Source organism: Arachnia sp. (assembly GCF_057238465.1).
Genome location: NZ_DBHHFZ010000010.1, coordinates 62,849 through 84,099, shown reverse-complemented (window position 1 = coordinate 84,099; position 21,251 = coordinate 62,849). Strand labels below are relative to the sequence as shown.

General features: G+C 65.3%; 20 protein-coding genes. 14 read left to right on the top strand and 6 right to left on the bottom strand.

Annotated elements, in window-relative coordinates; genetic code table 11:
• Positions 1-19: 19 nt before the first annotated feature.
• Genes ACO6D6_RS11465 through ACO6D6_RS11445 form a run of 5 tightly spaced genes read left to right on the top strand, consistent with a single transcriptional unit; the run spans position 20 to position 4,590 of the window.
• Positions 20-478 (top strand): hypothetical protein, encoded by a 459-nt coding sequence (locus ACO6D6_RS11465; protein ID WP_484785380.1) that lies wholly within the window; start codon positions 20-22, stop codon positions 476-478.
• A gap of 15 nt (positions 479-493) precedes the next feature.
• Entirely contained in the window at positions 494-2,227 is a 1,734-nt protein-coding gene (locus tag ACO6D6_RS11460; RefSeq protein ID WP_484785379.1) for a hypothetical protein, read from the top strand.
• Position 2,228: 1 nt separating this feature from the next.
• Complete coding sequence (locus ACO6D6_RS11455) at positions 2,229-2,477, top strand: hypothetical protein (protein ID WP_484785378.1); 249 nt, start codon at positions 2,229-2,231, stop codon at positions 2,475-2,477.
• Positions 2,474-3,037 (top strand): hypothetical protein, encoded by a 564-nt coding sequence (locus ACO6D6_RS11450; RefSeq protein ID WP_484785377.1) that lies wholly within the window; start codon positions 2,474-2,476, stop codon positions 3,035-3,037. Before ACO6D6_RS11455 ends, ACO6D6_RS11450 begins: the two co-directional genes overlap by 4 nt.
• Positions 3,038-3,045: 8 nt before the next feature.
• A complete protein-coding gene (locus tag ACO6D6_RS11445; protein WP_484785376.1) occupies positions 3,046-4,590 on the top strand; it encodes an AAA family ATPase in 1,545 nt (514 codons plus the stop codon).
• A 35-nt stretch (positions 4,591-4,625) separates the two neighbouring features.
• Here ACO6D6_RS11445 and ACO6D6_RS11440 read toward each other — a convergent pair whose 3' ends face one another.
• A complete protein-coding gene (locus ACO6D6_RS11440; protein WP_484785375.1) occupies positions 4,626-5,876 on the bottom strand; it encodes an ATP-binding protein in 1,251 nt (416 codons plus the stop codon).
• Positions 5,877-6,211: 335 nt separating this feature from the next.
• Between ACO6D6_RS11440 and ACO6D6_RS11435 the strand changes: the two genes are divergently transcribed.
• The 3 genes from ACO6D6_RS11435 to ACO6D6_RS11425 all read left to right on the top strand — a co-directional run bounded on the left by ACO6D6_RS11435 (position 6,212) and on the right by ACO6D6_RS11425 (position 8,115).
• Positions 6,212-6,634: a hypothetical protein gene (locus tag ACO6D6_RS11435; protein WP_484785374.1), complete on the top strand. Its 423-nt coding sequence runs from the start codon at positions 6,212-6,214 to the stop codon at positions 6,632-6,634.
• A gap of 315 nt (positions 6,635-6,949) precedes the next feature.
• Positions 6,950-7,594, top strand: a complete 645-nt coding sequence (locus ACO6D6_RS11430; RefSeq protein ID WP_484785373.1) for a hypothetical protein — start codon at positions 6,950-6,952, stop codon at positions 7,592-7,594.
• 47 nt (positions 7,595-7,641) lie between these two features.
• Positions 7,642-8,115: a hypothetical protein gene (locus ACO6D6_RS11425; protein WP_484785372.1), complete on the top strand. Its 474-nt coding sequence runs from the start codon at positions 7,642-7,644 to the stop codon at positions 8,113-8,115.
• A 64-nt stretch (positions 8,116-8,179) separates the two neighbouring features.
• Here the strand turns inward: ACO6D6_RS11425 and ACO6D6_RS11420 are convergent, their stop codons facing one another.
• On the bottom strand, positions 8,180-10,189 hold the full coding sequence (locus tag ACO6D6_RS11420) for a right-handed parallel beta-helix repeat-containing protein (RefSeq protein WP_484785371.1): 2,010 nt from the start codon (positions 10,187-10,189) through the stop codon (positions 8,180-8,182).
• Positions 10,190-10,654: 465 nt separating this feature from the next.
• Between ACO6D6_RS11420 and ACO6D6_RS11415 the strand changes: the two genes are divergently transcribed.
• Positions 10,655-11,179 (top strand): Panacea domain-containing protein, encoded by a 525-nt coding sequence (locus tag ACO6D6_RS11415; RefSeq protein WP_484785370.1) that lies wholly within the window; start codon positions 10,655-10,657, stop codon positions 11,177-11,179.
• Positions 11,176-11,580 (top strand): type II toxin-antitoxin system death-on-curing family toxin, encoded by a 405-nt coding sequence (locus tag ACO6D6_RS11410; protein WP_484785369.1) that lies wholly within the window; start codon positions 11,176-11,178, stop codon positions 11,578-11,580. The genes ACO6D6_RS11415 and ACO6D6_RS11410 overlap by 4 nt, the downstream gene beginning before the upstream one ends.
• A 515-nt stretch (positions 11,581-12,095) precedes the next feature.
• Here ACO6D6_RS11410 and ACO6D6_RS11405 read toward each other — a convergent pair.
• Positions 12,096-12,320, bottom strand: a complete 225-nt coding sequence (locus ACO6D6_RS11405) for a hypothetical protein (RefSeq protein WP_484785368.1) — start codon at positions 12,318-12,320, stop codon at positions 12,096-12,098.
• A 93-nt stretch (positions 12,321-12,413) separates the two neighbouring features.
• Between ACO6D6_RS11405 and ACO6D6_RS11400 the strand changes: the two genes are divergently transcribed.
• The gene (locus ACO6D6_RS11400) at positions 12,414-13,661 is read left to right on the top strand and encodes an ATP-binding protein (protein ID WP_484785367.1); all 1,248 of its coding nucleotides are present in this window, start codon (positions 12,414-12,416) and stop codon (positions 13,659-13,661) included.
• A 22-nt stretch (positions 13,662-13,683) separates the two neighbouring features.
• Here the strand turns inward: ACO6D6_RS11400 and ACO6D6_RS11395 are convergent, their stop codons facing one another.
• Positions 13,684-14,910, bottom strand: coding sequence for a YibE/F family protein (locus tag ACO6D6_RS11395; protein ID WP_484785366.1), 1,227 nt, complete (start codon positions 14,908-14,910; stop codon positions 13,684-13,686).
• An 89-nt stretch (positions 14,911-14,999) separates the two neighbouring features.
• Between ACO6D6_RS11395 and ACO6D6_RS11390 the strand changes: the two genes are divergently transcribed.
• Complete coding sequence (locus tag ACO6D6_RS11390; RefSeq protein ID WP_484785365.1) at positions 15,000-15,905, top strand: rhomboid family intramembrane serine protease; 906 nt, start codon at positions 15,000-15,002, stop codon at positions 15,903-15,905.
• Positions 15,906-16,106: 201 nt separating this feature from the next.
• On the opposite strand, the gene ACO6D6_RS11385 is transcribed toward ACO6D6_RS11390, so the two are convergent.
• Positions 16,107-17,999, bottom strand: coding sequence for a penicillin-binding transpeptidase domain-containing protein (locus ACO6D6_RS11385; RefSeq protein WP_484785424.1), 1,893 nt, complete (start codon positions 17,997-17,999; stop codon positions 16,107-16,109).
• A 201-nt stretch (positions 18,000-18,200) separates the two neighbouring features.
• Here ACO6D6_RS11385 and ACO6D6_RS11380 point away from each other — a divergent pair, with 201 nt between their 5' ends.
• Both ACO6D6_RS11380 and ACO6D6_RS11375 read left to right on the top strand, forming a co-directional pair.
• Positions 18,201-19,382: a TerC family protein gene (locus ACO6D6_RS11380; protein WP_484785364.1), complete on the top strand. Its 1,182-nt coding sequence runs from the start codon at positions 18,201-18,203 to the stop codon at positions 19,380-19,382.
• A 447-nt stretch (positions 19,383-19,829) separates the two neighbouring features.
• Positions 19,830-20,318 (top strand): hypothetical protein, encoded by a 489-nt coding sequence (locus tag ACO6D6_RS11375; RefSeq protein ID WP_484785363.1) that lies wholly within the window; start codon positions 19,830-19,832, stop codon positions 20,316-20,318.
• Positions 20,319-20,488: 170 nt separating this feature from the next.
• On the opposite strand, the gene budA is transcribed toward ACO6D6_RS11375, so the two are convergent.
• Positions 20,489-21,214 (bottom strand): acetolactate decarboxylase, encoded by a 726-nt coding sequence (budA, locus tag ACO6D6_RS11370; RefSeq protein ID WP_484785362.1) that lies wholly within the window; start codon positions 21,212-21,214, stop codon positions 20,489-20,491.
• Positions 21,215-21,251 lie beyond the last annotated feature (37 nt).

Sequence of the window (21,251 nt, the reverse complement as noted above, 5' to 3'; positions counted from 1 at the left end):
CCAGACCAGGAGGAAACCGATGGAACTCATCAGACGGCCCAGCAGCCGCCGCGTTGTCACGCCCCCCGGAACCACCGCCGGAAAGAGACACGGCGACGCTCTGGCCACCCCCTACGAGCGAACCAACCGGGCCAGGCGACGTACCGGCGAACTCCTGGACGCGATCCGGAAACTCGACACCGCCACCGACGAACGCACCAAACGGGAACTGCTCGACTTCATCGGGGGCCTCTACAACGACTCCGGTGGCGGCATCCCGGTGGGTCTGTTCGCAAAATGCTGGCTCGGGGAACCGTACCTGGATCACATCCTCACCTTTTCCGGTGACATCGTCCGGCACTTCAAACACAACGAACCCGTGCCACCCGAGTTCGCCATGGCCCGCCCCCTGGCCCGTAACGACGCCTACGCCTTCATCGAGGTCTACAGCGACGGCGCCGTGATCCCCGTCCGCCCCGACGGCAACCCCGTCACCTGAGAACACAGGAGAACCATGTCAACATCCATCGACCTGACCCCCCTGTCCCGGCAGATCGACGAAGTGGGACGCGAGATCATAAACAACCTCGGAAACCAGATAGACGGTGTCCAGGCAAATCTCGGCACCGTCCGCAACGACCTGCAGCTGACCCGCACGGAGCTGGCCGGACTCCGAGAGGAGTTCCGGCAATTCGTCGAGGAGGCCGCCCGCGTCGCCGCGGTGCAGCAGTCGCAGGTGAAGGTCGTGGATCTCAAGGCACAGCTGGACCGGGAGTTCGGGCACTACTCCGTGGTCCGCCGCACATCCGTCGGCCTGTTGCAGGGCTTCGACGTGGGCAACATCTCCAACGCCGTGGCGACCAACGTCGCCGAGGAGCTGATGATCCAGACCCCCCGCTACTGGCTGGCCCCGGCCCTGGTGGCCCTGGCGGCCTGGTCCCACGACCGCCAGGACATCGCCGAGAAGTCGGTCCGGGAGGCCTTCTCCCGCGACCGCCACAAGACCAGCCTGTTCTTCACCCTGGTGCTGCGCCGCCAAGGACGCATGTCCGGTTCGGTGCGCTGGCTGCGCCACTACGTGGCCTCGCTCGACCCGTCGGCGCTGACCCGGGAGTTCGCGGTCATCCTCGAGGCCAGCTCCTGCAACGCCTTCGGCCCGGAGGGCAACGAACTGCTCTCCGCGAAATTGTCCGAGTGGTCCGGGCAGCTCCGGCAGCACCCGGAGGCCGTCGAGGAACAGGTCGGGCGCTGGACCTCCGAGCTGGCATCCCACCAGCTCCAGCTCGGCGGCAACGAGTACCAGACCCTGCGACACCTGTGCACCCAGTGGAACACCATCCGGGGAAACATGGAGGCGGCCTCGGCGCTGCCCGAGGTGCTGGCGAAGTACCGGCAGGTACGCGACCACGAGGCACCGCCGCCCACATCCCTGGAGGACCTCCTCGACGACATCCTTGACACGCTGGTGACGGAGTTCGACGCCGAGGAACTGCCCCTCAGACGCGAGGTCACCTACCACGAGGCCGTGATCGAGGAACGGGGGGACCTGAACCGGGCGGAGAAGAAGGCGGAGCTGCTGCAGGAGGCGCTGGAGGAAACCAACGACGTGGTGACCATCCAGACCATGGGCGCGATCAGCCCCGAACTGCTCGGCATCAGCGTCAACACCCAGAAGATGGCGATCGGCGTGGCCCGGGACGACTTCCGCACCGCGGTCGGCCGCTACTGCAGCGGCTACCGGGCGAAGGAGGAAACCGACATCGTCCTCGATTTCGACGCGAAACACTCCAACCACGCCGCCGTCCACGGTTTCGTCGGCGCGAAGGTTCACGTCAACTCCGGTCAGCAGGCCGCTGAGGGGCTCCTGCGGGAGGCCTGGGGCAACACCATGAACCCGCAGATCGAACGGGCCCGTTTCAACAACAAGTACTACCTGCAACCCGCCCTGATCGCCGCCGGTATCGCGGTCGTGCTTCTCGTCATCAACCCGATCGCGGGGATCCTCGCGGCGCTCATCGGCGCGGGGGTCGTCTGGTACCTGGGTGAGCAGAAGAAGAAAGCCGCCGCCCAGGAGGTCAAGGCGCTGGAGCACGCCAGGCAGGAGGCCTACGACCACTCCGTCCAGCTCTACCGCAACGCCATGGCCGAACTCACCGACGCGAACCTGACCTACAAGGAACTGGACGCCTTCGAGACCCCCCTGCTGGAGCTGATCGACGGCTGGCCCACCACCATCAAGGAGAACTGACATGTCCGAACCGACGACCCCGATCCCGCCCGAAACCCCCGCCGTCGTCCGCCGCCCGGCCGCGTCGCGTTTCGTGCCACGCGGCGACACCCCGCCCCCGGAGGCCCCGCTGGTGCAGCGCAACGTGCTGCGGCCCGGCCGCGACAAGGGCAGGACCCTCACCGGCCGGGAACGGCTCATAGCCGGCGACCTGCCCGAGTGGGAGCCGCTGCCGCCCGGTGAGCTGTTCGTCACCCGGGGATCGGAATGATCCCGGGACGCTCCGACTACGAAACCTGGGTGCTGACCCTGCGGGACTGGCGCACCAACCCGCAGCAGGACCTGACCGGGTTGCCCGCCCTGAGCGAGGAGGACCTGTCGCCCGAGGCCTTCTCCAGGCTGGTTGACCACATCACCGAGGCCATCCAGGCGGTCACCGACGCCTGGCAGGAGAACCTGAGCAGGACGACACAGGAGGCGCGGACGGATTTCGAGCTGGCCCGGGCCCTGGCGGGATCCCGGCGATACCTGCGCCGGCGCGTCGAACTGGCCCGGCATCCGGGACTCCCGGAGGCGCTCCGCAAGGTCCTGGACGACGGGTGCACCCGGGATGTCACCCGCATGCAGGGGGAACTCGAACAGCAGATGCGCGACATGGCGGCGCAGGAACCGGGGCAGGCCACGTTCTGGGGGGCGCGGCTGCTGGTGGTGAAACAGAACCCGATCACCGCCGTGCTCGCCGCCGACCCGCCACCCGCCGCGTCCCCGCCTGCACCTCCCGCCCCTCCCACCCGTCCCGCGAACCGCTGGTCGCATCGCCGCATCCTCTGAAAGGAACCATGCCCAACTTCTTGGAGACCCAGAACCTCGTGCAGCGCTACCTGAGCGCCCGGGTGCCGTTGATCGTTATCCAGTCGATAGAACCCACGCGGGTGATGTCGCTGATCACCGAGTGCGCCAACAACATGCGCGCCCTGACGTTCTTCGAACACTCGCTGAGCGACGGCATCAGGGAACTGCTGACCCGGCAGCTTCACAGTGAGGACACGTCGCTGGCGCTGGCGATGGAGCAGGCGCGTTCCACGTTCAAGTCGCGCGCCAACGCGAACTTCATCTTCACCGACGTGGAGGACCTGGACCAGGAGAGCTCCATGTCACGCTACTTCGCGGAACTGGTGCGGCTGGCCGAGTCGCGGCAGGGCACCATCATCCTGATCTCCTCGTCCCCGGTGTGGACGGGGCTGTCCCGGCTGGGCATGAGCGTCGCCCTGGAGCTGCCGAACAAGGACGAGATGCGCCTGGTGGTGGCGGGAATGATCGACGACCACCGGCAGGTGGTGCAGATCGAGTGGCAGGACACGGAGGTCACGCGCGCCGCCGAGATCCTCGCAGGTATCACGGAGATGGAGGCCATCAACGTGGTGGCGAGCCTCGTCGCCAAAGGGATGGTGCGGAACGAGGACCTCGCGGAGCTCAGCTTCTTCAAGGACCGGATCTTCGGGGACCTGAGCGGCATCGAGCGCATCCCCCTGCGGGAGAACTTCACCGTCGGCGGGCTGGGGAACCTGAAGGACTGGCTGCGGCCGCGGGAACAGCTGATGAAGGCAGACCTGACGGACACCCCGCTGCACCCGCCGAAAGGGGTGCTGCTGGTGGGGGTGCCGGGGTGCGGCAAGTCGCTGTCGGCGAAGGCCATCGCCTCGCAGTGGGGGCTGCCGCTGTACCGCCTGGACATGGCCTCCGTGCTGGGCATGTACGTGGGGCAGTCGGAGGGAAGACTGCGGGAGGCCCTCGCGACCGCGGAGCGCGTCGCACCGTGCGTGCTGTGGATCGACGAGATCGAGAAGGGCCTGGCGCAGGGCTCCGACGGCGGCACCACCCGTCGCCTGATCGGGCAGTTCCTGTTCTGGATGCAGGAGCTGACGGCGAAGGTGTTCATGGTGGCCACCGCCAACGACGTGTCGACCCTGCCGCCGGAGCTGCTGCGGAAGGGACGCTTCGACGAGCTGTTCTTCGTCGACCTGCCGGAGGCGCCGGACAGGGAGGAGATCATCGGCCTGTACTTCCGCAAATACCTCGGGGCGGAGCCGTCACAGGAACTGCTGACCGACCTGGTGACCCTGACGGACGGGTTCTCGGGTTCGGACATCGACGCGGTGATCCACGACATCGCCACCAAGGTCTACGTCGACCGGCTGCCCGGACTGCCGCCGGAACCGGAGATCAAGAAGTTCTTCACCAACGTGGTGCCGTTCTCCCAGACCAACCCGGAGGATCTATCGGCGATCCGGTCCTGGGGCAGCAGCCGATGCGTCCCGGCGGCGCGCCACGTCGCCTCGAACGTACCAGCGGCCCCGGCGGGTCGCAGGGTGGTGATCCTGTAGGGGATCCGGCGCGGGCACTGGCCGGCGGATCCCGCTCAGCCTCCCAGTTCCCACACGGCGGAGGCGGGCAACCCGACGAGCCGGTCTGACATGACGTGCCCTCGATCGGCCATGCCCAGCACCACCCCGCAGCGGAACCGGTCCCCCAGCCTGTCGCGCAGGAACCGCAGGCCCTTGAAATGCTCCGAGCGGTAGGTGCCGGAGGTCTTGACCTCGATGCCCACGACGGTGCCGTCGTCGAACTCGGCGACGACATCCACCTCCACGCCGCCGCGGTCGCGGTAGTGGAAGAGGCGGAACTCCTGCTCGCTCCAGGTCTGCTGCTTCAACAGTTCGGTGGCGACGAACGCCTCGAAGGGACCACCCAGGGCCTCGGCGGTGACGGGTAGAAGCCGCGCCTCGGTCAACCAGGCCAAGCGCAGGGCCAGAGCGGAATCGCTGACCGCGACCTTCCGGCGTCCCGTTTCCCGGCTGGTCAGGTTCTGCGACCACGGCGGTAGTTCCTCCAGCGCGAACACCCCCGCCAGCACGTCGAGATAGGCGGTGATGGAGGTGGCGGGAAGGTTCGCCTGTTCGGCCAACCGCGCTTTGACCAGCTCGCCTGCTTGGTTGGCCGCGATCAACCGGATCAACGATTGCAGTCGCGCCGACTGATGCCCCGACTGCAACAGCACCGCATCCCGGTTCAGCACCCGGGCGACGTAGCCGTCAAGCCACGCGTTCCGGGTTCTCCCGTTCAGGAGCCGCACCTCTGGGAAGCCACCCTTGGCCAGGGCCCGCACGTAGTCGGTGCGGGTCCAGGTCGTCTCCCAGCGGCGGGCATCGGACAGGGCGGGCAGCGCCGTGAAGAAGTCGTCATACCGATTCTCGGCCTCCCCCACACTGAAACCCCGCAGCCGCAACGTGACCGCCCGGCCCGCCAGTGAATCCCCCAGCCCGGGCATCCGCAGCAGATCGGAGGAGCCGGTCAGGATGAACCGGCCCGGGCGGCGGTCGCGATCGACGTCGGCCTTCAGCGCCCGGGTCAGCTCGGGCGCCAGCTGGGCCTCGTCGATGACGAGCGTGCCCTCCCCGCCCTGCGTCAGGAAGCCCCTGGGGTCGTCGCGTGCGGTTGCCAGCTGCTCCTCGTCGTCCAAGGTTACGTAGGTCGCCTCGGTGCCCGCGACGAGCTGCTGCGCCAAGGTGGTCTTCCCCACCTGCCGGGCACCTTCGATGACCGTCACGGGGAAGGCGGCCAAGTACTCCCGCCCAACCGGCAACGCATGTCGTTCGACCAGACCAGACATACCCCAAACCTACTCGGTTCGTAGGTTCGCAGGTGATTTTTCGTAGTTTTGCAGCAGGATTCTCGTAGGTTCGCGCCTTCCTCCGACCCTTTCCCGATGAATATGCAGGCCTTCCCGACGGAAACGCCTGCCTTACGGACAAACGCCAGCGCTACAGCGCAAGCACACGACCACAAGGCAAGCGAACCGCGGGGAGAAGCGACGGAAGCAGCGACTACGACCGGGCGATCGCGAAACATCCCGGCCCGGGATGCCGGGATCGCCGGTCGGCAAGTATGTTGACTACGACTCCAATCGTTCCAAGACAGCCCGGCACACGACCACGAAGGATCACCATGAAGCCCGACCCCGCAGCCCTCTTCAAGGTGCAGAACCTGCTGCTCAAGATCGACAGCAACCTGCAGAAGGCCGACGAGAACACCTTCACCCTGCGTTACGGGTCAGCGCGGGCCTTCATCTGGGTCAACACCGAGGACAACGCCTCGTTCGTCACCATCGAGATCCCGGTGCTGAGGGATCTCAGACTCACCCCCGACCTGCTGAAGTTCGTCGCCTTCGACAACTCCTACGCGCTCGGGCACCTGTACCTCGAGGACCTCAACGGCTCCCTGGTGCTGGAGTTCCGGCACACCCTGATGGTGAAGAACCTGACCGCGGAAACGCTGACCTGGGCCGCCATCGGCATGCTCAAATCCGCCGACAGCGACGGCCCCGCTCTCAAGAAACGCTTCGGCGGCCAACTCTCCCACGAGGGGTGACTTCTGCACTCTGAGTGACCAGACTGGGCGGTGAAACGGACAGGAGCCGACCATGCCAGCACCGCTCGACCTGAAAACCGTCCTCGACGAGCTGGAGCCCACCGCCCCCGGGTCCTCCCGGGACGACGGGGACGCTCGGCCAGGAGGTCGCCGAGGCCGCCGTCCCGCTGCTGACCGACGAGGACGCGACGATCGACCTACGTCATCGACCGCGCCGAGCAGGTCGCGGAGGATCAGGCGGGTTTCCCCGAGCCGTGGGAGGTCGACGCGCTGCTGGGCGTCCTGTCCCGGCCGCTGGGTTCGAACCCCGGTCTGGTGACGCAGCTTCCCCAGTTCCTCCGGAGCGTCGCGCTGGCCGCCCCCGAGGACACGCGGCTCAGGACCATCCTGCTGGACGCCTGCATCAAGCTGGCCGGCACCGGCACCCGGGCCGAGGCCGAGGCCAACGCCAGGCTGGCCGACGCCCTCCACACCACCGACCCGCCCACGGCCCTGACCCACTACCGGCGCGCCCTGGAGATCACCCGGGACCTCGCGGGACAGCACCCCGCCGACCCGCAGCTCAAGCGGGACACCTCCGTCGCCCTGAACGACGTCAGCAGGATGCTGCGCGACACCGATCCCGCCCAGGCGCTCGCCCACTACCGGGAGTCCCTGGAGATCACCGAGTTCCTGGCGGAGCACTACCGCGACGACAGCGGACGGATCCGCCTGGACCTGGGCACCACGTCGGCACGCCTGGGCGAGCTGATATCGCCCGAGCATCCCGAGCACCGGGCGATGTGGCGCAGGGCCGCCACCAGTTTCCGCGACGCCCTGGCCATCCAGCCGGGGCACCCGGGCCTGGCCCGCCTGTCCCACCTGTCGGCCCGCAGCTACGCGGACTGCGACCCGGCCGACCGCGACGACTGGCTCGCCCACGCCGCGGCCCTGGCGCAACGCTTCGGTTTCGAGGAATGACGAGGAATGACCCGGGACCCTGTTGACACAGCTCCTAGGATGAAGCCGTGGAATTCATCGGAAAATTCACGTATCTGACGAACACAATTCTCTGTGCCGTGCTGATCGGGTACCTGACCAGCTACGTCATCACGCTGGGCTCCTATTACACCTACATGCTGAGAACTGGCAGGGTGAAGGAGCTCCAGGCAAGCTATGCGCCGTTCCGCACCGACTCGAACACGAAGGCTCTCTACCGAATCTGTTTCGCACTCCAAGTGGTGTTCGCCGCAGTCTCGCTGCTGCTGAACCACTCCACCCATCCGCTGCCCGCGCAGGTCTACGCGCTGGCCATCCTCCCGATCTTCCTGACGATACACGTCGTCACGGGATTCGGGAAGGTCGAGGAGAAAATGGCGAGCGGAAAAGAATTGACGGAACCAGAAATCGACCTCTACACGAAACTCAACCTGCCGCTGCACCTGGTCTATGCCGCATTGTATTTGATCGGTGCCACCTGGCTGGTCGCTGCGCTTTTCTAAAGATCAGATGAAACGGGTGCCGACCTTTGGTCGGCACCCGTTTTCCGCTGTTTCCCGTCCGTCGTCAGGCGGTCCGGGCCGGGATCCCGGTCCTCGGGAGCCCCGGTTTCATCTTGCCGCCGCGGGGGTCGCTGGGCGTCGGCGTATCGGATGAGGTTGGGGTGGGCGACGACGTCGGGGCCAACGGTTCGCCGTCCTGCCAGGCCGCGTTGAACAGGGCGCCGCGGTCCACGGCCACCCCGGCCTGCCTTCCGAGGGCCTTCGCGACGTTCTCAGGCAGCGGCCGGCCCGAAGCGACCGCGGGACCGCCGGGCTTCGGGTGGAAGTCGGAGGTCTTCCACGCCGTCGGATCCGCCGCTTCCCTCACGAAGAGCGGGTTCTCCTCGCGGGTGCCGCGCAGGTCCAGGCCGTTGGCCTCACGATCGGAGACCATCACGTGTTCGTTGTTGGTGAACTCGGAGAGGGTTTCCGCATTGACGGATTCCTTCAACCTGTCCGGTCCCCAGTTCCACATCACTGTGGTGTTCGGCACCTCCGGTTGCGCGGGTGCCCGGTAGTAGGCGTTGTGGTCGATGCCCGCGACCATTTCGTTGGCGTAGAAGGCGCCGGAGCCGTCGTCGTTCTTGCCACCCACGACCTGCAGCGTCGCCGAGTAGCGCCACTTGTCGTCGGCCAGCGCGCTGGACTGCTCGGAGGAGAGGATGTTGTTGAACACCTCGGTGCCGGTGGTGTCCCACGACAATCCGTGTTCGATGCTCCATTTCTCCTCGGCCGCGCAGCTGCCGTCCTCCTTGCGGGCGTTGCAACCCTTGGAACGCGAGTCCTCCCGGATCGCGATGCTGGTCAGCGCATGCGAGATGGTGTTGTTCCAGATCTGGGTGTTGTCCGATCCGGAGACGTGAATGCCGATGCCCGCGCCCTCGATGATGTTGGAGGCAATCATGTTCTTGGAGGAGACCTCGTTGAAGATCGCCACCGGCACGTTGACGAAGTAGTTGCCGATCACCTGGGAGTTTATGACCCCCTCGTCGAACCAGACCCCGGCCCGCTGGTCATTCTTGTAGGTATCGGGCTTGGAGACGTCGGTGCCGGCGTTCGAGTAGTCGACGGTGTTGTAGGCGTAGCGGATACCCTCCGAGTGCGTGATCTTGGTGTCGCCGATGGTGCAGTAGGCGCCGCAGGAGGTGGTGTTGAAGCCCGCCGTGTTGTTCGACGTCCATCGGTTCTTCTCGACGTTGACGTTGCTGGACCGGTTGATCCCGAACCCGACGGCCCCGTTGTTCTCGATGGTGTTCCCGCTGATCGTGGCCTCCTTGGCGTCGGTGATGGCCAAGGCGGTGGCGGCCGATGCGTAGCGGAAGGCCGAGTTCTCGACCCTGAGGCCCTGGCCGCCGGCCAGCACCATGGCGCCACCGCTCAGGGTGCCGATCTGGGGGTCCTTGTAGTCCCAGGCCTGCACGGGCGCGTACTTCTCGACCGTGAGGTTCTTGAGGCTGGCCCTGTCCGTCGTGACGGTCAGGGCCCGCGAGTGCTGGACCACCTCCACCTTGTGCTCGGCGGGGTTGACGCCGATTACGTAGGAGGTTCCGGTGTGTGGTTTGACGTTGTAGCCGGCCCGGTTGTTCTTCGGATCCTTCAGGGTCACGGGGTCGGGATCGTCGACGAAGAAGGTGGACGCGGTGACCTCGGCCCTCGTCGCCACCTGGGTCAGGGGCTGGCCGTCGACGAAAACCTGTTCGGGATGGGCCGCCATGCCCTCGACGGACGGGTCGGCGTTGGTGGTGCAGACGTCGCAGAACCGCACCGTATCGTTGGCGGTGGCCCAGGTGCCGTTGCCGGCGTCCTTCCACGTGTCGGGGCTCTTCGCGCCCGAGATCACGGGCTTGGCCCCGGATGCGGCGGTGATGGTGACCGATTTGGTGACCATCAGCTCACCCTCCTGGTAGACGCCCTCGGCGAGCTCGATCGTGTCGCCGTCGGAGGCCTTCGTCAGGGCAGTTGAAATCGTTTTGTAAGGACTGGTGGCAGAGCCGTCCCCAGAGTTGGAGCCGCTGCTGACCGAGACGTGGATCACGGTCCCCCGTCCGCTGCCGCCTCGTTCTGCAATGACACCGCGGCCCCCAGGGCCAGGACGGACATCATCGCAAGTACTCGACGCATGTGGTCGCCTCTCGTCTTCGAGTGTTGGACTACCCCGACCCTATCCCCCTCCCAGGCCACGGGTCACCCCCCGGCGGGCCCTGCCCGTCGCCGAACGTGTCGTTATGTCATGTGGAAGGTTTTGTGGCGTGCACGCTCCAAAACCTTCCACGGCGTCGCGAAAATCTTTCATCCGAGAGTCATTCCGGCCCCGCATCCCGACCTTCCTGCTGCATGACCCGTTGATCGCCTGGCCCCGTGGACACGGTTGTTGAAGACGCCATGAGCGGGCAAGTCGCACAGCGCTGATGGGCTTCTACGAGCTTGTGGGTGTCGCGACCTATGATGAAGTCAGGGAGTCGGATACAGACTGTCAAGTGACGTGGAGGAGGCGATTTGGATGACATGGGCGAGCGACGTGCTGCGCTACATGGAGAGCAGGCAGCACCTCGACGGACGCACTCAGAAGCAAAAGCTGCTCTACTACGCACAGGCCTGGTCGCTGGCCTGGACGGGCAGGCCTCTGTTCGAGGACCGGATCGAGGCCTGGGTCAATGGTCCGGTCGTCAGCGATGTCTGGCACGAGAAGTCCCACCCCGCCGGCGACCTGGACGCCGGCCAGAAGGCCATCGCCGATGCGGTGCTGACGCACTACGGCGAGAAGACCGGTGAGGAACTCTCCGTGCTGAGCCATGCCGAACGGCCTTGGCGCGAGGCCCGGGGCGACCTTCCCGACGATGCCCGTGGTACCACCGAAATCACTCACGACTCCATGCGTCGTGAGTACACGCGTCAAAGCTTGGACGGCACCGGCCCGGTGCGGCCTTCGACGCCCCTGCAGGATGCGGATCCCGACCATGCAGTGGACCTCGCAGCCCGCTTGGGCCAGCGCTGGAGCCGCACCTTGGCTCTCTTGGCCGAGTGACGACGCTAATCGGCATTGACCTCTGCTTGAAAATCTACGGGCAAGAGGTCAATGCCGGTCCTCTTCGTGACCGAGAAAAGCTCGAAAGCGCACTGGTGCAGCCTTTTCAGTCATTCGGTGGCGCCGATCTGTATCCCACGCTCATCGAGAAGGTCGCGCGCCTGACCTTCGGCATCGCCGAGGCTCAGGCGTTCCAAGACGGCAACAAACGCCTCGCCTGGCTTATCGCAATGATTTTCTTGAAGCTAAACGGCGTGGAACTAGATGTGGACCAAGATGAGGCCGCCCACGTCATACGAGCCCTCGGAACCCGAGACAAGGACGACCAGCGCCTTCTGGACTACGCCGGCTTGGTAAATTGGCTCAATGAGTGCACGAAAATAACAGCAAAACGATCTTGAAACACCGGAAATTTTGACTCCACAGAAGCCTCGGACAATGTTACCAGAAAAGTTATTTAACTCTCGAATTAATCCCAACTCCAGTTTCAATAGAAACCGTCTTTGATTCACGTCAAATCAGAGATTTAATAGATCGCTGAATGATCAGCAAGCAGCCCGTTCTCAACCATCCTCAATTCTGCTCCGTGAAAGGGTTCGTCAAGTAGCATGCACCCTACGAACAAGCCTCTAGACGCACCTCTATTTTCAGTTCTCTCGAATCAATGGCAGACGGCCTACTCTTGCTTCTATCACGGAAATTAGCGAATCGACTTCCCCTTGCGTCAGGGGAAGCTCAAACCCTGTTGTTGCACTTTCGAAGAGCGGACCATCGGAATCGAAAGAGTCGCCGTGTCATACTTCACCTCTACATCGGCACTGGCGCATCCAGCGTCGATGACAACCGTAGCTACCACCCCGACACAGGGGTTGCGGACTACGCCCATTGCCCGGTGTGGCCTGTGCTACCTTGGGCATCAACATGACCGGTTCCGCTGCCCGCTCCGGCGGGAGTCCAGGGCCGGTCCTTTGCGTTTGGGAAGAGCCAACGACCACAAACCTGCCCTGATGTAGACGCCGAATGCCTTGATGCAACCACGCACGCCACGATCGCGCTGGACGAAGGACTGCTGCGGCGCGCCGAGGAACGGGCGGCCTCCCAGGGAAGAATCCTGCTCGACGCTGCGGACGAGGATCTCCACCGCTCGTCCCGACCTGCCACGGTTCGGCGTTTTGGCTGGTAGAAATCATGCGTTTTGACCAGTAGGAATCCTGCGTTTTGTATGGTAGGGCTTGTGAAGTACTTGCGCAGAGCCTTGGACAACTTCTTGGACGAGGTCTTCCCCGACGTGCCCGCCATCGCGATCGAGGGGGCAAAGGCAGTTGGCAAGACCGAGACCGCACGCCGTCGCGTGCAGCGTGTCCTTGAACTCGACGACCCACACACCCTGGCAGCGCTGCGTGCCGACACGGATGCCCTGCTCGGCGTCGACGAAACGGTCCTCATTGACGAATGGCAGCATTATCCGCCGGTGTGGGATCGCATCCGTCGCGCGGTGGACCGTCGCCGCGACCTGGCCGTCCTGCTCACCGGCAGCGCCACCCCACGGCCCGGCACCACCAGCCATTCCGGCGCGGGACGCATCGCATCCCTCGTCATGCGACCGATGTCGCTCACCGAACGCGGTGTCGCCCCGGGCGGAATCGATGTCGCCAAGCTCCTGAAACGCGAAGCGACGATCGAGGGACACAGCCCGCTCAGACTGCCCGACTACGCCGAGGAAATATGCGCCTCCGGGCTGCCCGGCCTGCGCGGCATCCGTCCCGCCGCCCTGGGCCTCCAGCTCGACAGCTATCTCGCCCGCATCGTCGACCGCGACCTTCCCGAGGAGGGGGTGCTGGTCCGGCGCCCTCAGGCCTTGATGGCCTGGCTCACCGCCTACGCCGCCGCAACATCAACGACGGCCTCCTACACGGCAATCCTGGGGGCGGCAACCGCCGGCGAGACCGACAAACCCAGCCGCGGCGCAACCCAGACCTACCGCGACCTCCTCACCCGGATCTGGGTGCTCGACCCCGTCCCGGGCTGGACCACATCGCTGGCCCCACTGGCCAGGCTCAAAACCGGGCCAAAGCATCAGCTGCTCGACCCGGCGCTGGCGGCTCGTCTCCTCGACGTCACCCCCGCGAAGCTGCTCAGCGGCTCCCCGGGCTCGGGGGAGATCCTGGGGCAGCTCTTCGAGTCCCTGGTCACCTTGTGCGTGAGGGCGCGCGCCACGGCCGCCGGGCTGCGGACATCGCACCTGCGGACCCGCAACGGGGACCACGAGATCGACCTCATCGTCGAGAACACCGCGGGCAGGGTGGTGGCCATCGAGGTCAAACTGGCCCGCGACCCCGACGATGCCGATGTGCGGCACCTCCACTGGCTGGGCGATCGCATCGGTGGGCGCCTCGTCGACAAGGTGGTCGTCACCACCGGCGAATACGCCTACCGTCGCGACGACGGGGTCGCGGTCATTCCCCTAGGACTGCTGTCCTGAAGGGCGAGGATCCGACCTTCCCTCACCCCACCTCGACACCCACCGCGTGCCGTCCCCGCGGTTCCGGTTCGGGGGATGCGACGGTCAGGGCCGCGATGCCGGTCGTGATGGGGACGCTCAGCACCAGGCCGATGGCGCTGCCGAGGGTGCGGACGATCTCGCCCGCGAACATTTCCGCGTTCAGCAGGGCGGTGGCGGGACGGTCGGTGAAGTAGAGCAGCAGCAGCACCGCCATGGAACCACCCGCGTAGGCGAAGACGATGGTGTAGATGGTGGACGCGATGTGGTCGCGACCGATCCGCATGCCGGCGGCGAACAGTTTCCCGCGACCCATCGCCGGGGCCGCGGCACGCAGCTCCCACACCGCCGAGCTCTGCGTGATGGTCACGTCGTTGAGCACACCGAGCCCACCGACGATGATGCCCACCATCAACAGCTCCCGGAAGTTCATCCCGGGCAGGAGCTGCGCCAGGTCGTACTCGTTCTCGTCGGCGAAACCCGACAACCGGGCGAATTCCGCGGACAGCGCCCCCAACCCGACCGTGACCGCCAGCCCGAGCAGCGTCCCGGCGAGGGCCGTCGATGTCCGGATCGAGACACCGTGGGCCACGTAGAGCACCACGAACATGATCGCCGTACCCCCGACAAGCGCCACGACGATACCCGGTTTGCCGGTGATGAGCGCCGGCAGCATGAATCCGACGAGCACCGCCCCGGCGAACACGAGCCCCAGCAGCGCGAACAATCCCTTCCAGCGCGCCACCGCCAGCACCACGACGACGAACAGCGCGGCCAGCACCCCCAGCACCGGGAGACGGTTGGCCGACGAATAGGACCACACGGGCGCGTCACCGGCGTTGATGCGGTTCACCTCCACCACGTCCCCGGCCCTCAACCCGGACTGCGCCTGCGGGCCTAGCAGTGCAATCTCCACCGACTTGCCCGCGTCCTCGCCGGTGTTGACGGTGATCGTCGCCGTCAGGCATTTCGCCTGCCCCACCTGCTGGGTGTCGCAACCGTCCTTGATCTCGGTGATGGTGGCGGTCTCGTGGGTCAGGTTCTGGGCGTCGTAGACCTTCTTCACCATCGAGGAGAGGTCCTGTCCCGACGGCCACAGCCAGATCAGCCCGGCAACCGCGAGCACCCCGATCACCGCCAGGAACCCGATCAGGACGTTGCGCGCCGTCCAGTTCACCCCGACGTGTTCCAGTCCCTCCGTTGAATGAGAATGCGAATGCCCTGCGCCCATGGGAAAACACGATACTCGGCGGGTCCGGCCCCACACCGTTTCGAAACGGATCGCGCGGGGCAACGATCCCGGCGGGTAGCCTTGCGGCCATGCTAGAGAGCGTCTGCTACCGGCACCCCGACCAGGCCACGGGGATCGTCTGCCAACGCTGCCACCGTCCCATCTGTCCCCGGTGCATGGTGGCGGGTTCTGTCGGTTTCCAGTGCCCGGACTGCGTCGCCGCGGGTCGCAGGCAGACCCGTCAGGGGCAGTTGCCCTACGGTGGCGCCCGCAGCACCCGACCCGCCCTGACTTCGCAGGTGCTGGTCGGTATCAACGCGGTGATCTGGCTGGCCATCCTGCTGACCGGAGGCGAGAAGAGCCCCCTGTTCAGGATGCTGGCGATCCAGACCCAGGGATTCTGCGCGACGGAGCGTTACATCCTCGCGGTGGATTCCCCCGCCCAGTGCGCCGCTCTCGGGGCGACGTGGACAGAGGGCGTCGCATCCGGGGCCTGGTGGCAGGTGTTGACCAATGCCTTCACCCACCTCGACGTCATCCACATCGCCTTCAACATGGTGGCCCTCTACGTGCTCGGCCCGCAGCTCGAGATGGTGCTGGGCCGGGCCCGGTTCCTGGCGCTCTACCTGGTCTCGGCGCTGACCGGGTCGGCGGCGGTGGTGTGGTTCTCCGCCCCTTACACCACGACCATGGGCGCTTCCGGGGCGATCTTCGGGATGATGGGGGCGGTGCTGCTGATCGCCTGGAAACACCACGGCGACGTGCGCACCATCCTCGTTTGGCTGGGCGTGAACGTGGCCATCACCTTCGTGGGATCCAGCTTCATCTCCTGGCAGGGGCACCTCGGTGGCCTGCTCGGCGGCATGGCCGTCACCGCCGCCCTGATCTGGCTTCCCCGTGAGCAACGACGACTTTGGCAGTGGCCACTGCTGGGTCTGGTCGCGGCACTGACCGTCGCCGCCATCGCGTTGCGAGTGGTGACGGTCGCGGGCTGACCCTCCCAAAGCCGGTTGAGCCGGGTCGCGAGGAACGAGCGACCCGAGTCGAAACCATCTGACACCCAAAACCAGGCCCATCCACCCTCACCATGGTTTCGACACGACCAACTCGCTGACGCTCGAGAGGATCGGCTCAACCAGCTTCGGATTCATTCACGCTCGCGAGGATCGGCTCAATCAGCTTGGTGTGGGATGGGCCTAGCTGAACATGGCCTTGATGAGCGGCCCGGCTGTCCCGGATCCCGACTGGCCGTCCTGGACGAAGGCCGCCACCGCGTACTTGTCGTTCCAGGCGATCATCCAGGCGTGGGCGGTGTCGGCGGCGGCGTCGCCGAACTCGGCGGTGCCGGTCTTGGCGCCGGTCATGACTCCCTGGAGGACGTTGCCCGACCCCTCCGTGACGACGGCCTTCATCAGCGTCTGGAGCTGCGAGGCCTCGTCGGGGCTGAGTGGTGTGGCCGTCGACTTCGCCTCGTGTCCCTTCACCAGCCACGGGATGCGCGTCTCACCGGAGGCGACGCTGGCCGAGACCGCCGCCATGCCCAGCGGCGACATCTCGATGCTGCCCTGCCCGATCATGCTGAGCGAGAGGTCCAGCGGGGCGTTGGCGGACTGCACCTTCCCGAAGTTGGAGGCGAACCCGGCGTCGTAGTCGGTGCCCACCCCGAGGGTGGCGGCGGCCTGCTGCAGTTTCTCCTGCGATACCTTGTCGGCGTTGGTCCCGAATGCGGTGTTGCAGGAGTTCGCGACCGCCTGGGTCAGGGTGATGCTGCCGGTCTTGTCGGCCGGGTAGCCGTCGTAGTTCTTCAGCGTGTGATTGCCGATCTGCATGGTGGCGGGACACTGCACCACCGAGTCGGCGCGCAGGCCCTCGCGCAGCAGCGCCAGCGACGAGACGACCTTGAACGTCGACCCGGGCGCATAATTCCCGAAGGTGGCGTAGGGGTATTCACCCGCGCCCGTCGAGTTGGCGGCGGCGAGCACCCCGCCGTCCTTGACGTCCAGCACCACCAGGGACGCGATCCCGGAACTGACGTGGCTGTTGAGCACCGATTCCGCCTTCTCCTGCATGGCGCGGTCCAGCGAGAGCTGGATGGGGCTGCCGACGCTTGCCTCCTGGGAGAACAACGAGACGGGATCGACGTTCTGGCCCGAACGCCCCACCACGTCGATGTTTACCTTCGGAGCCCCACGCAGCTGCTCGTCGTAGCGCTGCTGGAGGCCGCTGACCCCGACCATGTCCGAGGTCATCAGGGCACCGCCCGATTTCTCCACCTGTTCCTTCGACGGGTTCCCGACCCTACCGAGCAGGCCGATGGCGAACGTGTCCGACGGCGCGACGCTGGCGGTGGACTCCTTCACGAAGGCCCCGGGAATGCTGGAAACCGTGGAGGGAATCTGGTCCTGGGAGACGGTCTTGGCCACCACGAACTGCTTGGGGCCACCCGCCAGGACCTTCTGGGTGTACTCGGCGGCGTCGACCTTGAGCAGCTGTGCCAGCTGGGTGGCGGCCGCCTGCCACGTGGACTCCTCGGACTTCGACTTGTCGATTCCGACCTGGTAGACGGTGCGTTCCTCGACGAGCGCCACCCCGTCGCGGTCGTTGATGGCGGCGCGTTTCGGCCAGCTGCGCTGGTGCCTGAGGCGGGTCGTGGCGGAGAGTTTCTCGTGCACCACCGTCGGCGACCACGTCACCTGCCAGCTGCCGTCCGCGTTCTCCAGGGGGACGGTGGTGGTGTACTTCCAGCCTTCCTGGCCGACGGGGAAGGTGTAGTTGAGGTGCGCGGTGGCGGTTTTGCCGTCGGCCGCGTAGCGGATTCCCGCAGGTTCCACCGTCGGCGTGATGTCGTCCATGCCCGCGAAGATGGTCTTCAGCTCGGTGGTGGCGTCGGCCGGCGGGGTGGACAGCGCCACGCCCGTGAGGTCCAGTTTCTGGATTCCCGCGGCGAGCCCCGCCACCACGTCGTCAGCGGCCGGCACCCCGTCGGGTGGGGTGTCGCGTTCCTGCCCGGAACCGCCGGGGGAGCACCCGGTGAACAGCAGCGCCGAGGCCGTCACGGCGGCCAACACAGCCCTCCGGGGGGTCTTCATGGTCACGTCGGCTCCCTTCCACAACTTCGCTGCCACGAGACTACCGGGGCCCACCATCACAACCGACGGGAGGTTCACGGCACGGAGTGGATGACGATTGTTGCCCCCGGCCGGGACGGGTACCCTTGATGAGGTCGCCCAGATCGCTTTCCCGGATCGACCCGCGACTGCCCTTCGAATCTCTATCGAGGAGTGAACCGGTTGTCCGTCCCTTTCTGGATCTGGGTCCTGACCCTGCTGCTCATAGCGGGCCTGCTCGCCTTCGATTTCTTCGTCCACGTCCGCAGGGCGCACGCCCCCACCCTCAAGGAAGCCACCGTCTGGTCCATCATCTACGTGGGTCTGGCCATCCTCTTCGGGGTCGCGGTGACCGTCTTCGGCGGCGTCGAGATGGGCACCCAGTATTTCAACGGCTGGCTGCTGGAGAAGGCACTGAGCGTCGACAACCTGTTTGTCTTCCTGGTGATCATGGGGTCATTCGCCGTACCCAGGCAGGATCAGCAGAAGGCGTTGCTGTTCGGGATCGTCTTCGCGCTGCTTACGAGGTCGGGGTTCATCGCGCTCGGCAAGGCGATGCTGGAGGCGTGGAGCTGGACCTTCTACATCTTCGGTCTGGTCCTGATGATCACGGCCGGGCGAATGCTGGCCCCGGAGGACGGGGAGTCCGGCGACGCCGACAACTTCGTCATCCGCATCGCGAAGAAGTACCTGCGCACCACCGACCACTACGACGGCGACAAACTGTTCACCATCGAGAACGGCCGCAAGGTGCTGACCCCGATGCTGCTGGTGATGATCGCCATCGGCGGCACCGACCTGCTGTTCGCGCTGGACTCAGTTCCCGCCGTCTACGGCGTCACCACCAACGTGTACCTGGTGTTCACGGCGACGGCGTTCTCGATGATGGGGTTGCGGCAGCTGTACTTCCTGATCGACGACCTCCTGGACCGCCTGATCTACCTCAAGTACGGGCTCACCACGGTGCTCGGGTTCATCGGCATCAAACTGATCCTCCACGCCCTCAACGAGAACAACGTGCCGTTCATCAACGGCGGCCATCACGTCGACGTGTGGGACATCGGTGACATCGACTCGCTGATCGTGATCCTCACCATCCTGACGATCACCGTCGCGGTCTCCCTACTCAGCCGGAAGGGTCTCGTGGCAAGCGCCATCCGCAGCCTGGACCGCCGGGCCCATTCCTACCTGCACACCGAGTACCACAACACCGACGAGGAACGCGAGGCCCTGTACCAGGACATCGTCACCCGAGAAGCGGAACTGGAGAAGTACAACCCCAAGTACGTCGCTGACTACATGCACTCCAGCGGACTGGAGACGACCCTGGAGAAGGTTCACAAGATGCACGGCGACCTGGCCTGACCCCACCTTCCCCGCGGAAAGCAGCGCTCTTCGGGGAGGGAACAGGCCGAGCCGAACCCCCCCTCCGAAGCTGGTTGAGCCGGCACGTGAGCACCCCTCCTCTTCCGAAGCTGGTTGAGCCGGACTGCGACGAAGGAGCAGTCCGAGTCGAAACCCCCCGTCCACCGCAAGCCGACCCGTCGGTCAAACGTCGGTGCCATCACACAGGCTTGAGCGACGTGAACAGGCACACCGCAGCGAAACCCCTTGTCAAAGCCCATGTGCCATTCAACAACGCATCAATCGCCCCGGAATTCCGTAGCTATTTCCACCAGATCTCTTGCCATCAGCTCTCCGCGTGACGTAGCGTTGCCAGCACCGAGCAAGGAGGCCGGCATGCAACACCAAGACGGTCGTGGAAAATTCAATTCGTCTTCGCCGCAGAAACCTTGGTGAGGCAGCTTCCAGATGAGCCACGGCGAAAAACAGATCGCAATAAAAACCAAATACGTCAAGTACGGATGCATCACCATGGCAATCATGCTTCTGATTGCCGCGACAGGGACCGGCATCTGGTTACACCAGCAGCTCAATGCGTCCGGCCGAGTCTGGCACAGCAGAATGCAAGCCCTCCGAGACCAAAGCATTATGAAAACCTCATGGCCCGGAATAGAGCTGCTGGCTACTGAAGAAACAAAATATGAAGGATTCGAACCTAAGCAACCAAACATCACGAACTTCTACAAGCTCACGATTCCCCCGGAAGATGCTCGTAGACTGATATTGGAGACAGCAACCAAGGATGGCTGGACCGAGGATCCAGCCATCGGTTCACCTCGGTCGACTGGAGCATCCAAAATAATCGATTCACTATCAGTCACATTGATCATCTCCGAAACCAACACCTACAGCAGATATCCCGGGGCGTCTCTCTACACCAGCATCTTCCACCAATGAGAGAAAGACGAAGGGAAGAGATCACTTCAAGTCACCGCTCATTCTGATGATCGCGCTTCTGCTCACACTGGGAACGCTCCCCTCGGCCCGAGCTGCCGACCCCACCCCTCCATCGAAATCACCCCTGAAACCGGGACTCCCGAGGACGGGGAACTGACCATGCCCACGGTTCAGTGGTGCTCTACCCGGCGGATCTCCTCGGTCTTGTCCTCCGACAGGTCGGCGGTGCGGAACTCCTCGGTCAAAGGCAGCCGCATGCGGAAGTCGGTGCCCAGGCACAGTTCGGCCTCGCCCTCCTCCAGGACGAAATCCACCAGGTGTCCACCCCAGGTGCGGTCGTCGTCGATGATGTGGGCGTGGCAGCCTGCCACCGAGATGCCGGACTCGTAAAGGGGTGTGCGGAAACCGGCGATCGTCCCATTGAAGTCCTCGTGGCGGGCGACCTCCTCGCCGTCGGTGGCCTCGATCATGGGCCGATAGGGACGGTCCTGTTTCGTCACCGTGCGTGCGCTTGCCCATGCGAATCGGCCTGTCACCCGGAGCGCGTACATGTAGTTCGAGCTCGGTACGAAGGCGTCGATGGCCCGGGAGAACTCCTCCCGGGTCATCGGTCCCGTCACGGAGCGGCTCAGGCTCGGCACGAAATTGGTCACGACGGCGTAGGGGGTGCGTTCCGTCAACTCGGGCACGGTCACGGACCCGTCACCGCGCAGTCGGTAGCAGACACCACCCAGGATGATCATCTCGCCGTCGAGCCCGTTGAAGGTGCCGATGCCGAAGGAACCGTGGCCGAGGAGCTCGGCCAGGGTCATCTCGTCCTCGTAGACGCCCTGGACGAGGGCGGAGATGAGGCTGGTCTGGAAGATTTCGTGGCGGGTGACGGCATGTGCGGTCATGCCCCCACAGTAGACGCCCCGCTCTCACAGCCGATTG